The 15,554-nt window shown below is 66.2% G+C and carries 10 protein-coding genes; 8 read left to right on the top strand and 2 right to left on the bottom strand.

Annotation, left to right across the window (positions count from 1 at the left end):
* Positions 1 to 12 precede the first annotated feature (12 nt).
* The 8 genes from AC5JLE_RS03900 (at position 13) to cueR (ending at position 11,276) form a co-directional block, all read left to right on the top strand.
* A complete protein-coding gene (locus tag AC5JLE_RS03900; protein ID WP_069118399.1) occupies positions 13 to 1,602 on the top strand; it encodes a calcineurin-like phosphoesterase C-terminal domain-containing protein in 1,590 nt (529 codons plus the stop codon).
* Between the two features lie 36 nt (positions 1,603 to 1,638).
* Positions 1,639 to 1,923 (top strand): hypothetical protein, encoded by a 285-nt coding sequence (locus AC5JLE_RS03895; RefSeq protein WP_005409434.1) that lies wholly within the window; start codon positions 1,639 to 1,641, stop codon positions 1,921 to 1,923.
* Positions 1,924 to 2,007: 84 nt separating this feature from the next.
* On the top strand, positions 2,008 to 3,030 hold the full coding sequence (locus AC5JLE_RS03890) for a glucokinase (protein WP_032957988.1): 1,023 nt from the start codon (positions 2,008 to 2,010) through the stop codon (positions 3,028 to 3,030).
* A gap of 51 nt (positions 3,031 to 3,081) precedes the next feature.
* Positions 3,082 to 4,080: a glycosylasparaginase gene (locus AC5JLE_RS03885; RefSeq protein ID WP_041863371.1), complete on the top strand. Its 999-nt coding sequence runs from the start codon at positions 3,082 to 3,084 to the stop codon at positions 4,078 to 4,080.
* Positions 4,077 to 4,808 carry a copper homeostasis protein CutC gene (locus tag AC5JLE_RS03880; RefSeq protein WP_164167546.1) on the top strand — a complete coding sequence of 244 codons (732 nt, stop codon included), beginning with the start codon at positions 4,077 to 4,079 and terminating at the stop codon, positions 4,806 to 4,808. Before AC5JLE_RS03885 ends, AC5JLE_RS03880 begins: the two co-directional genes overlap by 4 nt.
* A 391-nt stretch (positions 4,809 to 5,199) precedes the next feature.
* A complete protein-coding gene (locus AC5JLE_RS03875; RefSeq protein WP_496065056.1) occupies positions 5,200 to 8,157 on the top strand; it encodes a TonB-dependent receptor plug domain-containing protein in 2,958 nt (985 codons plus the stop codon).
* Between the two features lie 150 nt (positions 8,158 to 8,307).
* Positions 8,308 to 10,809, top strand: coding sequence for a heavy metal translocating P-type ATPase (locus AC5JLE_RS03870; RefSeq protein WP_496065055.1), 2,502 nt, complete (start codon positions 8,308 to 8,310; stop codon positions 10,807 to 10,809).
* Positions 10,810 to 10,820: 11 nt separating this feature from the next.
* Entirely contained in the window at positions 10,821 to 11,276 is a 456-nt protein-coding gene (gene cueR, locus AC5JLE_RS03865) for a Cu(I)-responsive transcriptional regulator (RefSeq protein ID WP_005409440.1), read from the top strand.
* 80 nt (positions 11,277 to 11,356) lie between these two features.
* On the opposite strand, the gene AC5JLE_RS03860 is transcribed toward cueR, so the two are convergent.
* Positions 11,357 to 11,551 carry a heavy-metal-associated domain-containing protein gene (locus AC5JLE_RS03860; protein ID WP_008267227.1) on the bottom strand — a complete coding sequence of 65 codons (195 nt, stop codon included), beginning with the start codon at positions 11,549 to 11,551 and terminating at the stop codon, positions 11,357 to 11,359.
* A 201-nt stretch (positions 11,552 to 11,752) separates the two neighbouring features.
* Positions 11,753 to 14,830, bottom strand: coding sequence for a TonB-dependent receptor (locus AC5JLE_RS03855; RefSeq protein ID WP_401735337.1), 3,078 nt, complete (start codon positions 14,828 to 14,830; stop codon positions 11,753 to 11,755).
* Between the last annotated feature and the right edge of the window lie 724 nt (positions 14,831 to 15,554).

Genomic DNA, 15,554 nt, shown 5'->3' with positions numbered 1-15,554 from the left:
CCCGGACCGCCCATGAAACTGCCTGCCGCCTGGCTGTGCTGCCTGTTGCTGACCTCGCCGGCCTGGGCCGCGGACACCGTGGTCAGCGGCAAGGTCTATCTGGAGCGTGACGGCAAGCCCGGCCGCGGTGCGACCGATCCGGGCCTGGCCGGGGTGCAGGTTTCCAACGGCGAGACCATCGTCAAGACTGCCGCTGACGGCAGCTACAGCCTGCCGGTGCGCGACGGCCAGACCGTATTCGTGATCAAGCCCGATGCCTACGCCTTCCCGAAGGCGGCGGACGGCCTGCCTTCGTTCTGGCGCCACTACCGCCCGAACGGCTCGCCGGCGCTGAAGTACGGCGGCATCGCCGCGACCAGCGACGTCACCCGCAACTGGGACTTCGCCCTGCAGTCGGATCGGCATGACAGCCGTCGTGGTTTCCAGATGCTGGTATTCACCGATTCGCAGACCGCCAGCCTGAGGGACATCGGCTACTACCAGCAGTCGATCGTGGCGCCACTGGTCGGCCAGACCAGGGCACGCATGGGCACCACCCTGGGCGACATCGTCAACGACGACCTGACCCTGTACCCGGCGATCAACAAGGTCACCACCGAACTCGGCGTGCCGTGGTTCCACGTGCCGGGCAACCATGACCTCGACTTCGATGCGGCCAGCGACGAACACTCACTGGACAGCTGGCGCAACATCTACGGCCCGGACACCTACGCGGTGGAAGAGGGCGGCGCCAGTTTCGTGTTCCTGGACGACGTGGTGTACGACCCCAAGGCCAGGCCGAAGTACATCGGCGGCCTGCGCGAAGACCAGTTCGCCTTCCTCGCCAGCTACCTGAAGGGCCTGCACAAGGACCGCCTGCTGGTGCTGGGCATGCACATTCCGCTGTTCGACGCGGCGCCGGGGCGCGAGACCTTCCGCCATGCTGACCGCCAGCGCCTGTTCGACCTGCTGAAGGACTTCCGCAACGTACTGGTGCTCAGCGGCCACAGCCACACCCAGCAGCACGTCTACCACGGCAAGGCCGAGGGCTGGAACGGCGACAAGCCACTGCACGAATACAACGTCGGTGCCAACTGCGGTGCGTTCTGGTCGGGCGTGAAGAATGCCGCTGGCGTGCCGGACAGCACCATGAGCGACGGCACGCCGAAGGGCTATGCATTGCTCGACGTGGCCGGCAACGGCAGCTATCGCCTGCAGTACCGCGTGGCCGGCAGGCCGGCCAGCGAGCAGATCGGCCTGCACGCGCCGAAGGTGCTGCGCCAGGGGGCCTACCCGGCGTGGGGTGTCTACGCCAACGTCTACATGGGCGAGGATCGGAGCGTGGTCGAGTACCGTGTCGATGGCGGCGCCTGGCAGCCGATGAAGCAGGTCAGCCAGCCCGACCCGCGCCTGATGGTGGAGAACGTGGCCGATGATCTGGCCAGCAGCCTGCGCGGCTACGACCGTTCGCCGGAGGCCACTGCGTCGCCGCACCTGTGGCGTGGCGCGCTGCCGACCGATCTTGCAGTGGGCAGCCATAAGGTCGAGGTACGCTCCACCCAGCCTGATGGCGCAGTGTTCACCGCCACCACCAGCTACAGCCTGCAGACTGCCCAGCCCTGACCCCCGCGCACCAGCGCTCCAGCGAAAGGCCCCCGCATGGATATCCGCTTCATGGCCGGCACCACGCCGGTGACCCTCAGCCGCCACTGGTTCACCGGCGCGATGCTGCTGCAGAGCGCCACCGAGAAGGTCTGGGTGCAGCACCCGCTGCATCCGGGCACCCACTTCTCGTTCTCGCTGGTACAGTCGTGGCTGCGCCACATCGCCGGCCACGAAGTGCTGGTCGAGCGCACCCGGCCGCTGTTGTTCGCCGGCTTCCGCCCACAGCGCCTGCGCGTGCTGGTGGATGGGGTGCAGGTGGCCGAACAGGAAGGCATGTAGGTTCACCTGAACCACCGGCGCGCTAGGCAAAGCCGTCCCGATGCCTGAGAATCGGGGCGATTCAATCGATCCAAGCAGGCCAGCGTGACCATCGCAGCAGCGTCAACGGTTTCCTCCGACTCCGCCCGCGGCGGTCTTCCGCGCCGTCTGGTCGTCGCCGATGTCGGCGGCACCTTTGCCCGGCTCGCGCTGGCAGAAACCCGACCCGGCCAGACGCCGCTGCTGGGCAGCCACCGTACCTATGCCTGTGCCGAGCATTCCAGCCTGGCCGCGATCCTGGCCGATTTCACCGCCGGCCTCGGCCAACCGGTGCAGACCGCGGTGGTCGCCATCGCTGGCCTGCTGGATGGCGATGTGCTGATCAACTCGAACCTGCCGTGGACGGTCTCGCTGTCGGCCACCCGCGCGCAGTCCGGGCTGCACGAACTGCAGCTGATCAATGATTTCGAAGCGGTGGCGCTGGCCATCCCCTACCTGCAGCCGGAAACCCTGGTGCCACTGAACGGCGACGCCGATCCGGCGCAGGCCTTCCCGGCGCTGGTGCTGGGCGCGGGTACCGGGCTGGGCGCCGCGCTGCGTTTCGCTGATGGCGAGCGTCCGGTGCTGGCCAGCGAGATCGGTCATGCCGCGCTGGGCGCCGGCAACGCGCTGGAACTGCAGGTGCTGGGCCGTCTGCTGCAGCGTTGGCCGCACGTGGACAACGAGCGCGTGCTGTCCGGCAGCGGCCTGATGAACCTGTATCCGTGCCTGTGCGAACTGCGCGGCGTCACCCCGGTGTGGAACAGTACGGAGGCGCTGATCGGCGCCGCGCGTGGCGGTGAGGATGCACTGGCGGTGGAAACGTTGCAGGTCTTCTGTGCGTGGCTGGGCAGCCTGGCCGGCGACGCGGCGATCGCCGTCGGCGCGCGCTCGGTGTACCTGGCCGGTGGCATTTCCGCGCATGTGCAGGATTTCCTGGCCGATGGCCGCTTCCGTGAGCGCTTCCTCAACAAGGGCGTGCTGACCGAGGTGCTGCGCCAGGTGCCGGTGTGGCGCGTGGAGCATGGCCAGCTGGGCGTGCTCGGCGCAGCGGTCTGGCACGCCGCACGGCAGCCCACGCACGACTGATCGGCAGGGTTGGCATCGGGCCGGCCGTGCATTGCAGACTGGGAGGGGAAAATGGTGGATCGCAGGCAGTTCCTGCAGGCCGGTGCACTGGCCGCAGGCATGGCGGCATTGCCGGGCGTGCAGGCGCGCACGCAGGGTGGGGCCCGGGTGGTCTCCACCTGGGACTTCGGCGTACCGGCCAACCAGGCCGCGTGGAAGGTGCTGGCGCAGGGTGGCAGCGCGCTGGATGCGGTGGAGGCGGGCGCACGCTGGGCCGAGAGCGAGCTGTGCAACCCTACCGTTGGCCATTGCGGCAATCCGGATCGCGACGGCGTGCTGAGCCTGGATGCGAGCATCATGGACGGCGATGGCCGTTGTGGTGCAGTGGCCGCGCTGGTGGACATCCTGCATCCGGTGTCGGTGGCCCGCAAAGTGATGGAGAACAGCCCGCATGTGCTGCTGGTCGGCGAGGGCGCGCAGCAGTTCGCGGTGCAGCAGGGGTTCGAGCGCAAGCATCTGCTGACGCCGCAGGCCGAAGCGGCCTGGCGCGAGTGGCTGAAGACCGAGAAGTACCAGCCGCAGATCAATGCCGAGCGCCGTGGCATTCCCGGCAACAGCGACAACCACGACACCATCGGCATGCTGGCACTGGATGCCAAGGGCCAGCTGGCCGGTGCCTGCACCACCAGCGGCATGGCGTGGAAACTGCACGGTCGCGTTGGCGACAGTCCGATCATCGGCGCCGGCCTGTACGTCGACAACGACGTCGGCGCGGCAACTGCTTCGGGGGTGGGTGAAGAGATGATCCGCAACGCGGCTTCGTTCCTGGTGGTCGAGCTGATGCGCCAGGGGCGTTCACCGGCGCAGGCCTGCCGTGAAGCCATCGACCGCGTGGTGCGCAAGCGCCCGGAAGCGAGCAGAACGTTGCAGGTGTGCTTCCTGGCCATGAACAAGCAGGGCGAGGTCGGCGCCTATGCGCTGCATCGTGGCTTCGTCTATGCGGTGTGCGATGCGCAGCGCCAGGATGACCTGCGTGACTCGCCGTCGATCTACACGAGCACCCAGGCGTGAGTACGCGGCTGACCCTGGAGATCGCCAGCAACTCGCTGGCCTCGGCGCTGGCTGCGCAGGCTGGCGGCGCCGACCGCATCGAACTGTTCGACAACCTGGCCGAGGGCGGCACCACGCCGTCGTTCGCCAGCATCGCGATGGCCCGCGAGCGCCTGTCGATTCCGCTGTTCGTGCTGGTGCGGCCACGCCCGGGCGACTTCCACTACGACGCGCTGGAAACCGAACTGATGCTGCGTGACATCGCGCAGTGCCGCGCGCTGGGTTGCGATGGCGTGGTGATCGGCGCGCTGGACGTGCAGGGCGGCATCGACCTGGCGCTGTGCCGGGAACTGGTGCAGGCCGCCGGGCCGTTGCAGGTGACCTTCCATCGCGCCTTCGACGCCGCCCGCGATCTGCCGGCGGCGCTGGAGCAGGTGATCGGGCTGGGCTGCCAGCGCGTGCTGACCTCGGGCGGGCAGGCCAGCGCCGAGGCCGGTGCCGATGTGCTGGCGGGCCTGGTCACCCAGGCGGCGGGGCGCATCACGGTGATGGCTGGCGCCGGATTGGCCCCGGGCAACATCGCAACCGTCGCGCGGCAGACCGGCTGTACCGAACTGCACGCCTCCGCAAAAGGCCTGCGCCGCTCGGCGATGCAGTTCCAGAACCCGGCGCTGCGCGGTCTGGACCCGGACTGGAGCCAGACCGCCACCGCTACCGTGGCCGCGCTGCGGCAGGCGCTGGACGGCTGATCGAATCCGTCGGGCATGGCCCGGGGTCATGGCCCGGGGTCAGATCCCTTCTGCGAAGGGATCTGACCCCTGTCGCAACCCCGGCCGCAGGCACGCGACGGACAAAACCGTTCCGCGCGCGGTTGTCGTGATCGTGTCACTACTTCGTGCGCCGTTCTCTCAGCGATGTTTCGCAACTCTTTGATTGTTCTGGACACCGGCAGCCGATAGCGGCAATCCGCCGGCTGTTGCTGCGTTGCCGCATGCCGGGCGTGGTTCAGCTGTGCTTTAGTTTGGATCGATCCACAGGGGAGGTGCCATATCGGTCGTGAACCGATCCAAGCGCCTGGATCCGTCGTAGTGCCGCGCCACCGTCCGCCCGTGCGTCCACATCTTCGAAGAGCAACCACCCATGGCTCAGATCGTCCACAAGCGTCGCCACCTGCTGTCCCAGGCCCTGATCCTGGCCCTGTTGCCGCTGGCAGCCAGCGCGCAGGAAGCTGCCAGTTCGTCCACCAAGGATCTGGACGCGGTCACCGTCACCGGCTCGCGCATCAAGCGCGCCAGCGTCGAGGGCCCGGCGCCGGTCAACGTGATCACCGCCGCGCAGATCCAGAAGGAAGGCTTTGTCAGCGTGTACGACGCGCTGAAGACCCTCACCGAGGCCACAGGCACGGTTGAGGCCGCATCGCAATGGGGCTCGCATACGCCCAATGCCAGCGGCCTGAACCTGCGCGGGATGGGCCCGAACCGCTCGCTGCTGCTGGTCAATGGCCGTCGTGTAGCGGATTACCCGCTGCCCTACGGTGGCGAAACCAACTTCTCCAACTACGGCAACATTCCGGCCGCGGCGGTGGAGCGCATTGAAGTGCTGACCGGTGGCGCCTCGGCCATCTACGGTTCGGATGCGATCGCCGGCGTGGTCAACGTCATCCTCAAAACCAACTACGACGGCGACGAAGTGCGCGTGCGCGGCGGCACTTCCACCGAAGGCGGACGTGATACCTGGGATCTGTCCTGGGCCGGTGGCAAGACCGGCGACAACTGGAGCGTGACCTACGCGCTGCAGTACACCAAGCGCGACCCGCTGTTCGGGCGTGATCGCCCGCAGATGGACGATGCCGACGATGCGCCGTACCCGTCCTGGAACATGGAACAACGCAAGGTCGGCTTCCGTCCCACCGCCGGTCTGGCGCTGATCGATCCGACCACGGGCCAGCGCCTGGCGCCGCCCACCGGCACCTGCGAGAAATTCGACGGCGAGTATTACACCGCCGATCGATTGGTCTACAACTACGCCGCCAACCGCATCACCAACACCGGCCGCCTGTGCGGCATGAGCGCCGACTACGCCAACTGGTTGCTTACCGGCGGCGCCGAGAACGTGTCCGGAAACCTGTACGCCACCTTCGATTTCAGCAATGACCTGCAGGCCTGGACCAACCTGGCGGTGTATCGCTCCGAAGCGATCTGGGGCACCAAGCCGCCCGGCGTGTCGCTGATCGACGATGACAACGGCTATTACTGGGATGCCAACCGCAACCGGCCGATCCTGGGCGTGCGCCAGTTCACCCCGAACGAAGTCGGGGGCCTGGATACGCTGCGCAACACCAACCGCGAACTGTCCTGGGACTGGAGCGCGGGCCTGCGCGGGCGCCTGGCCGACCGTTTTGACTGGAGTGCCACGGTGGGGCGTTCCTATTACCGCGTGGAAGAACGGCAGAACGTGGTCGACAAGCAGAAGTCGTATGACTACTTCCTTGGCCCGCGCCTGGGCACCACCGCCGATGGCGAGGCGATCTATGCGTTGAACGAATCGCGCTGGTGGAACCCGCTGACGCCGGACCAGTACTGGCAGATGGGGACCGTGGCGAAGAACCGCGCGGCGTCATGGGTCAACCAGGCGTCGGCGGATATCACCGGCGAGCTGTTCCAGGGCTGGGCCGGCCCGATTTCGTTTGCGGCGGTGGCTGAAGTCGCGCAGCAGGGCTATCACCTCAGTCCGGACCCTCGCGCTGGCATCGACTTCGACCTGCAGAATGTCGATCGCGGCGGCGGTGAGCGTACCCGCTACTCGGCCGGCGTCGAGTTCAAGATCCCGCTGCTGGACAGCGTGACCGCCACTGCGGCCGCGCGCTACGACCGCTATGGCAACTACAAGGCCGACGACAGCAGCGAAACGCTGGACATCGGCAGCCAGAAGGAAACCACCTGGAACGTCGGCCTGGAATGGCGCCCGGTCGAATCGCTGCTGGTGCGTGGCTCGTACGCCACCAGCTTCCATGCGCCGGACATGCATTACCTGCTGGGCCAGCCGAGCAGTTCGGAAGTGCAGACCTATGACCGCCTGCGCTGCATCCAGAGCGGCGCGTACCTGGTCAACAACTGTGGTGTGGGCAACACCGACGTCTGGTACACGTTCGACGTGAACCGGCGTGGGACGCCGCTGCTGCGCTCGGAGACCGGTGATTCGTGGACGGTCGGCTTCGTCTGGGACGCGCTGCCGAACCTGTCGGTCAGTGCCGACTACTGGGCGATCAAGCTGGAAGACATGATCGTCGACGTCGGCGCCGATGAGGTGCTGGCCAGCGAGGCCGGCTGCCTGACCGGCAAGAACATGGACGGTACGCCATGGGCCAACCCGGCCGGTGGCGAGTACTGCACCGGCATCCTGGCCCGCGTGAACCGTGACAGCAACGGTCGCCTGGTATCGATCGAGCGCGGCCCGTTCAACCTGGCCAGCCGCGAGGTGCGCGGCATCGACCTGACCGCGCGCTATCGCCTGGAAACCGCGCAATGGGGCAGCTTCCAGCTGGGCGTGAACTACACCAACCAGATCTCGACCAAGGAGCAACGCTACGCCGCCGACCCGAATCCGGAACGCCGCGATCGCGACCTGCGCAGCAAGCTGCGCGCGAGCCTGGCCTGGCAGCGCGGCAACTGGAACGCCAACGTCTATGCCGACCGCATCGGTTCGGTGCCGGGCGTGCGCTACCACTGGGGTACCGACCGCCTGGACAACCCTGGTGGCTGCCTGCCGTTCGCCGATGGCTACGTGCCCAGTGACAGCCCGTCGCTGAACTGCCTGGAGCCGGCACGGCTGCCGGATGGTTCGGTGAACCCGAACCCCAACGCCGGGCAGCAGACGGCGCGCTACTACGGTCGAGTGGGGCCGTTCATCACCTGGAACTTCAACGTGGGCTACCAGGTGACCGAACACGCGAAGGTAAACGTGTACGTCAACAACGCCTTCAACGCCGCCAGCTGGAACCACAAGGACCCGTACAAGCTGGATTACGACTTCGCTCCGACCCGCCTGCTTGGCGCGGTCGGCCGCGAGTTCGCGTTGGAGTATGTGTTCACCTTCTGAGGTGACCTGCCTCCGCCGGTAGGTCCACGTCATGCGTGGATATGGACGCCCGGGCGCCCATTCAGGAACTGCGGACAGGCTGGATTTGACCTTCCCACGATGGCAAGGTTTAGCCTGTCCGCATCCAGAAGGAACCCCGGGAATCGGATCATGAGCACGCCCCGCGCCACTGCAGCCCCCGCAAGCCCTGCCACCATCAGCCTGCCCATCGAGGGCATGACCTGTGCCAGCTGTGTCGGCCGGGTCGAGGCGGCGCTGTCCAGGGTCGAAGGTGTGGGCAGTGTTTCGGTCAATCTGGCCACCGAGCGCGCGGATATCCGCCCGTCCGGTCCGGTCGATCGGGCCGCGTTGATCCAGGCGGTGGAGCGGGTGGGCTACGACGTGCCCGCTGCCACCACCGAGCTGTCGGTCGAGGGCATGACCTGTGCGTCCTGCGTGGGCCGAGTCGAACGTGCGCTGTTGGCCGTGCCCGGCGTCAGCCAGGCCAGCGTGAACCTGGCCACGGAACGCGCCACCGTGCGTGGCGTGGCGGAAGTTGCAGCGCTGGTCGCCGCGATCGACAAGGCCGGCTATGACGCACGCGTGATTGAAGCCGGCGTGCAGTCCGATGGCGAGGCCGCGGAAAAGAAGGATGCCGAGCGCGCCGAACTGAAGCGCGACCTGATCGTGGCCTCCGCGCTGGCGCTGCCGGTGTTCGTGCTGGAGATGGGGTCGCACCTGATCCCCGGCATACACGAATGGGTGATGTCCACCATCGGCATGCAGGCCAGCTGGTACCTGCAGTTCGTGCTGACCGCGCTGGTGCTCGCCATCCCGGGCCGCCGCTTCTACCAGAAGGGCATCCCCGCGCTGCTGCGGCTGGCGCCGGACATGAATTCGCTGGTGGCGGTGGGCACTGCTGCAGCGTTTGGCTACTCGGTGGTGGCGACGTTCCTGCCGACGCTGTTGCCGGCGGGCACGGTGAACGTCTACTACGAAGCAGCGGCGGTGATCGTCGCGCTGATCCTGCTCGGCCGCTTCCTTGAGGCCCGGGCCAAGGGCCGCACCTCCGAGGCGATCAAGCGACTGGTCAATCTGCAGGCGAAGGTTGCCCACGTGGTCCGTGACGGCCGGACGGTGGATGTCCCGGTCAATGAAGTGCTGAGCGGCGACGTGGTGGAAGTGCGCCCGGGCGAGCGCGTGCCGGTCGACGGCGAGGTGGTCGAGGGCCGCAGCTACATCGACGAGTCAATGATCAGCGGCGAGCCGATCCCGGTCGAGAAGCAGCCGGGCAGCAGCGTGGTGGGCGGTACGGTCAACCAGAAGGGCGCACTGACGGTACGTGCCACGGCGGTGGGCGCGCAGACCATGCTGGCGCAGATCATCCGCATGGTCGAACAGGCGCAGGGCTCGAAGCTGCCGATCCAGGCGGTGGTCGACAAGGTCACCCTGTGGTTCGTGCCGGCGGTGATGCTGGCCGCGCTGGCGACCTTCGCAGTCTGGCTGATCTTCGGGCCCTCGCCAGCGCTGAGCTTCGCGCTGGTCAATGCGGTGGCGGTGCTGATCATTGCCTGCCCGTGCGCGATGGGGTTGGCGACGCCGACCTCGATCATGGTCGGGACCGGCCGTGGCGCTGAAATGGGCGTGCTGTTCCGCAAGGGCGAGGCGCTGCAGCTGCTGAAGGACGCGCAGGTGGTGGCGGTGGACAAGACCGGTACGCTGACCGAGGGCCGCCCGCGCTTGACCGATCTGGAGATCGCCAGCGGTTTTGATCACGGCACGGTGCTGGCGGCGGTGGCGGCGGTGGAGTCGCGCTCGGAGCATCCGATTGCCCGCGCCATCGTCGATGCAGCCACCGAGCAGGGCATCGCGCTGCCGTCGATGGTCGATTTCGAATCGGTCACCGGCATGGGCGTGCGTGCCAACGTTGATGGTGCGCGGGTGGAGGTCGGTGCCGATCGCTTCATGCGCGACCTGGGCGTGGACATCACTTTGTTTGCGACGCTGGCGGCAGAACTGGGCACCCAGGGCAAGTCGCCGCTGTATGCCGCCATCGACGGCCGCCTGGCCGCAATCATCGCGGTATCCGATCCGATCAAGCCGAGCACGCCGGCCGCAATCGCGGCACTGCATCAGCTTGGCCTTAAGGTGGCGATGATCACCGGTGACAATGCTGGTACCGCGCAGGCGATCGCGCGCCAGCTCGGCATCGACGAAGTGGTGGCCGAGGTGCTGCCGGAAGGCAAGGTCGAGGCGGTGCGCCGCTTTAAGGCCACACATGGCCATGTCGCCTTCGTCGGCGACGGCATCAACGATGCGCCGGCGCTGGCCGAGGCCGATGTCGGCCTGGCCATCGGCACCGGCACCGATATCGCGGTCGAGTCGGCCGATGTGGTGCTGATGTCGGGCAACCTGCAGGGCGTGCCGAATGCCATTGCACTATCGAAGGCAACGCTGGGCAACATCCGCCAGAACCTGTTCTGGGCCTTCGCTTACAACACCGCATTGATTCCGGTGGCGGCCGGCGTGCTGTATCCGGTCTGGGGCGTGCTGCTGTCGCCGGTGTTCGCGGCCGGTGCGATGGCACTGTCCAGCGTGTTCGTGCTGGGCAACGCGCTGCGCCTGCGCCGCTTCCAGCCGCCGATGGCGGACGCCCCCGCCGCGATCCATTGAGGGAGAACCGCATGAATATCGGTGAAGCCGCCAAGGCCTCCAGCGTGTCGGCGAAAATGATCCGCTACTACGAACAGATCGGCCTGATTCCTGCGGCTGATCGCACCGAGTCGGGCTACCGGGCGTACTCGCAGGCGGACATCCACCGCCTGCGCTTCATCCGCCGCGCGCGCGATCTCGGCTTCCAGGTTGCCGAGATCACCGATCTGCTGGGCCTGTGGAACGACACCTCGCGGCACAGCGCCGACGTCAAGCACCTGGCCGAACAGCACATTGCCGACCTGGAGCAACGCATCGAGCACATGCGGCAGATGGCCGACACGCTGAAATCGCTGATCAGCTGCTGCGCGGGCGACGAGCGACCGGAGTGCCCGATCCTGCAGCGGCTGGGTGAGGATGATCAGACGCCGGTGCCGGTCGATACCGCGAAGACCGGTGCGGTGCGGCGGCGTACGCACAAGCATTGACTCGATATCGCATGCATGAAAAAGCCCGCCGGGTGCAGCAGCACCGGGCGGGCTTTTCTGTGTGAGACGGGGGCAGGGAATCAGGCAGTGCGAGGCGGGAAGCCGGCATCGTTCACCGCGGCGAACACCTGTTCCTGCGACGCGGTGGTCTGCACCTTGACCAGCCCGGTCGGCGGATCGGCCACCACGCTGGCGTTCGGATCGATCTGCTGGATCGCACGGGTCACGCTGCGCGCACAGCCGCCGCAGGTCATGCCGTCGACATGGAATTCCATCTGTAGCTCCTTCGCTGCTCTTGGGATGCGACCAGTGTGCACCTTCCAACGATGGCAGGGTCAAGCGCCGGGCTGAACGACAGGCAAGGCGCCGACAAAAAACGGCAGCCACCTGTACCAGCGCGGCTGCCGTGGAGGAACGTCCCCGCCAGGGCGGGGCGTGGGGTGCACCGGGGCGCGCCCGGGCAACCCGGTGTTGCCTTAGAACTTCCAGGTAGCGCCGAAGTACAGCTGGCGGCCTGCATAGGTATTGGAGATCAGGCGTGCCTTGGTGTCGCTTCCCAGGTGCACGCGCTGCTCCGACTTGGTGGCATTGATCACCGAGGCGGTCAGGGTCCAGTCCGGGGTCAGGTTGTAGGCCACGTTCAGGTCCAGCTGGTCATACGGCTCGGTGTAGACGGTGAGGCCATTGTTGAGCCCACCGACCACCTGGCCGCGACGGTTGAACGAGGCGCGCGCGAGGAACTTCTCGTTCTCGTAGAAGACCGTCACGTTGGCCTGGTTCTTGGCGCTGCCGACCAGCGGCGAGGAGCCGATTTCCTGCCCGTCCAGAACAATGGAAGCCAGGTTGGTGTCGTTGTAGGTGTAGTTGGCCTGCACGCCGAAGCCGAAATCGAAGGTGTACTGGCCATACAGCTCGACGCCCTGCGACACACCATCGCGGCCATTGGCCTGGGTCTCGTAGCGCTGCACGTTCACCGCTTCACCGTTGATGACCATGGGCGTGTCGCGCACCACCGGCAGGGTGAAGTTGTCCACGTTCTTGCGGAACAGGCTGACGCCGGCGACCGCGCCCGGCTGGAAGTACCACTCCAGGCCCAGGTCGAACTGGGTGGCCTTGAACGGCTCCAGCTGCTTGTTGCTGCCCTGGCCGACCCAGCCTGCGGTCGATGCGCCACCGGCAACGCGGCGATCATTGACGTACTCCTCGCTGTAGTAGCTCAGTGCGCCCGGTGCTGCGATGTCGGTGTAGCCAGGGCGGGCGATCACCTTCGATGCGGCACCACGCAGCACCAGCGTGTCGGTGATGTCCCATGCAATGTTGAAACTCGGCAGCACGTCGGTGTAGGTGCGGTCCACGCCGATCAGGCTGTAGGTCTTGCTCTGCGCAAGGTCATGCGGCAGGCGCACGAAGCCGCTCTCGCAGCTGTAGGTCGGGTAGGCCGCAGCGGCGGGGTCGGTGCACGCCATCGGCGCGCCGGACGCGTTGTCCAGGAAGTAGTCGTTGAACTTCTCGATCGAGTCGGAAGACTGCGCGAACTGCTTGGTGCGCACCACACGCACGCCGACATTGCCGCGCAGGCGTTCGGTGCGGAAGTTGGCCTGGAAGTAGCCGGAGTAGATCTTCTCGTTGACGTTGTAGACGAAGTCTTCCTCGGTACGGTTGTGCGAACCACCGTAGGTCTTGTTCAGATAGTCGATGTACGCCGGGTAGTTGATGCCCGGGAACACGTTGGCATTGAAGCCACCGGCAATGTTGCTGATCGGGTTCGACAGGAAGAAGCCGGGCTGCGCATCGCCGGCAGTCGGATCGCAGCCACTCTGGTAGCGGCTGTTGTCATAGTCGGCCGGGTCACGGCCCGGGCATACCCAGTAGGTGTTGCCCGTGTTGCGGTGGACCTTGCCATCACGGTATTTGGCACCGAACTGGATCGAATCCAGCCAACCGGACTCGAACAGCTTGGTCACGTCGGCCTGGAAGTAGTTCTGCTTGACCTCGGTGCGCTTCCACGACGAATCGGTCGAGCCGGTGTCGACTTCGGCGATGCCGTTCATCAATTGCTGCTGCAGGTCGGGCGAGAAGGTGGCAGACGGCGTGCCGGTCAGGTCCCATGCGCTGTACTGGTTACCGGACAGGTAGTCGTTGCCGACCTTGCGGCGCGGCTTGGCCGACATGCGGAAGTTCATCGACGGACCACCTTCGGACCAGGTGCGGCCACCGGTGAACGAGGCCTTCCACAGCGGGCTGATGTCCCAGTCGATGGTCAGGTCGGCGGTCTGCGACAGCGCCTTTTCCTTGCTGTAGCCACCGGTCAGCTGCGGTGTCGGAATCGTGCAGTCGTCCGGGCCCCAGCCGCCGGGCTTGAGGCCGGCGGCCTTGGCCTGGTCTTCGCTGCAGTAGTAGGTCTTTCCAGCCAGCTTTTCGAATTGGGCACCCGTGACGGTGTTGCCGCTGGCATCGAAGTCCAGGCCATTGAGAAGGCGGCCTCCGGCCCAGTTGCCGTCCTGGTTGTAGCGCGCCATGCTCCATTCCGGAATCTTCAGCATGTTCTGGGTGTAGTCACCCTGCAGCTCGAAGCGGAAGTAGTTGGCGGTCATCGTGACGTTGTCGACCGGCTTGAACTGGAAGGTCAGCTGGCCGCCCTTGCGCTCGCGCTTTTCTTCCTTCACCGCGAAGTTCACCGAGGTCGGCATGAAGAAGTCGCTGTAGTTGCCGCCGGTCTGGTTGTTGAAACCGGACTTGCCCCACCAGTAGTGGATGCCATCCTGCTGCTGCACGTTGCCATAGGCGTCGCGTGCCTTGCCGGCGCCGTACCACTGGTAGTCCTCGGTGCTGGCCTCCATGGTGCGGGTGGTGCGCTTCTGCTGGGTGACGCCGACCAGCACGCCGAAACGCTCATCCTTGCTGTGCCACGAATACAGGGCCGAGGCCTGCGGGTCGATATCGTGGTGGGTATCGGAGGAGGTGCCCTCGAGCGTGACGAAGCCCGAGTTGGACTCCATGTCCAGCGGACGGCGCGTGTGCAGGATGACCGTGCCGCCGATGCCGCCTTCGTCGATGCGGGCTTCCGGCGACTTGAACAGCTCGGCGCTGGACAGCATGTTCGACGGCAGCAGGGTGTAGTTGAACGAACGGGTGGCTTCGTCGTTGGTTTCCGACGTGGCCACGTAGTTGCCATTCAACTGGGTCAGGGTCAGGTCCGGCGCAAGGCCGCGCACGCTGACACTCTTGCCTTCACCACCGCTGCGGGTGATGACCACGCCGGGCACGCGCTGCAGTGCGTCGGCCACGTTCTTGTCGGGGAACTTGCCGACGTCCTCGGCGGTGATCACTTCGACAACGGCGTTGGCGTCGCGCTTCTGCTCAAGGCTCTTTTCGATGGCGTAGCGGTAGCCGGTGACCTGGACGCTGTCCAGAGTCGTGGCATCCTGCGAGCCGGTGGACGCGGCCTGCTGCGCGGCGGCGCCTGCCGGAATGACGGCGGCAGCCAGGGCCAGCGCGATGGCCAGCGACAATGCGTCCTGGCCGTGCGTACGTGTTGAATGCTTCATTCCCATCTCTCCCTCTCTCCTGGATTGATCCGGTGACGTGGCACGGACAACTTGAATCGATCTAATTTGAAGTGAATTTGTCGCTGTCGCCATGCAGTGGCAGTAGCACCGCACGCGTGGCCTGGTGTACGTCCTGTTGCTGCTCCCCCAACTCCCGGCCATCGCAGCGTCGTCTTGGATCGATCTAAGCGATGGGCGGGCGATTTTTAGCATGGGTCGCCCTTGGGCGCATGCTGCTCCGCAATATGGTACTGGCGTGGCGTAGGGATGACGGTTTGCTGAAAACAGTGAAATCGTTTTCGTGCGCAGGGGAGGGTGGGTCGGCAGGGCTGCGCCCTGCACCTGCGGGTAGTGCCGGCCGCTGGCCGGCAAGAGCCAAAGCCAAAGCGGCTCTGGGTTGTCTGGGTTTGGCGGTGCGGTGTGGACTGGCAGGACACGCCGTAGACCCTTCCATGGGGGCTCGATGGCGCCATCCATGGCGCCAACGGTCCTGCCAGCCCACACCGCCCCACCTTTGACAGTTTCCCGGTGACGGTTGGACTGATCCTGGAACGACATGGGGTCCTGGGGTCAGATCCGTTTTCCAAAGGAAAACGGATCTGACCCCAATCGATTTCGTTGTCTGACAGAGATTCATCCACGCATGGCGTGGATCCATCCACAGATCGCGGAAATCTGTCGAAGGCGGGGTGGGTCCGGTTGCGGGGGTGTCCGCGGCATGGATGCCGCG

The sequence above is a fragment of the Stenotrophomonas sp. genome (genome assembly GCF_059505245.1).
Note: the sequence above shows the minus strand (reverse complement) of the source record. Positions and strands in the feature narration are given on the sequence as shown.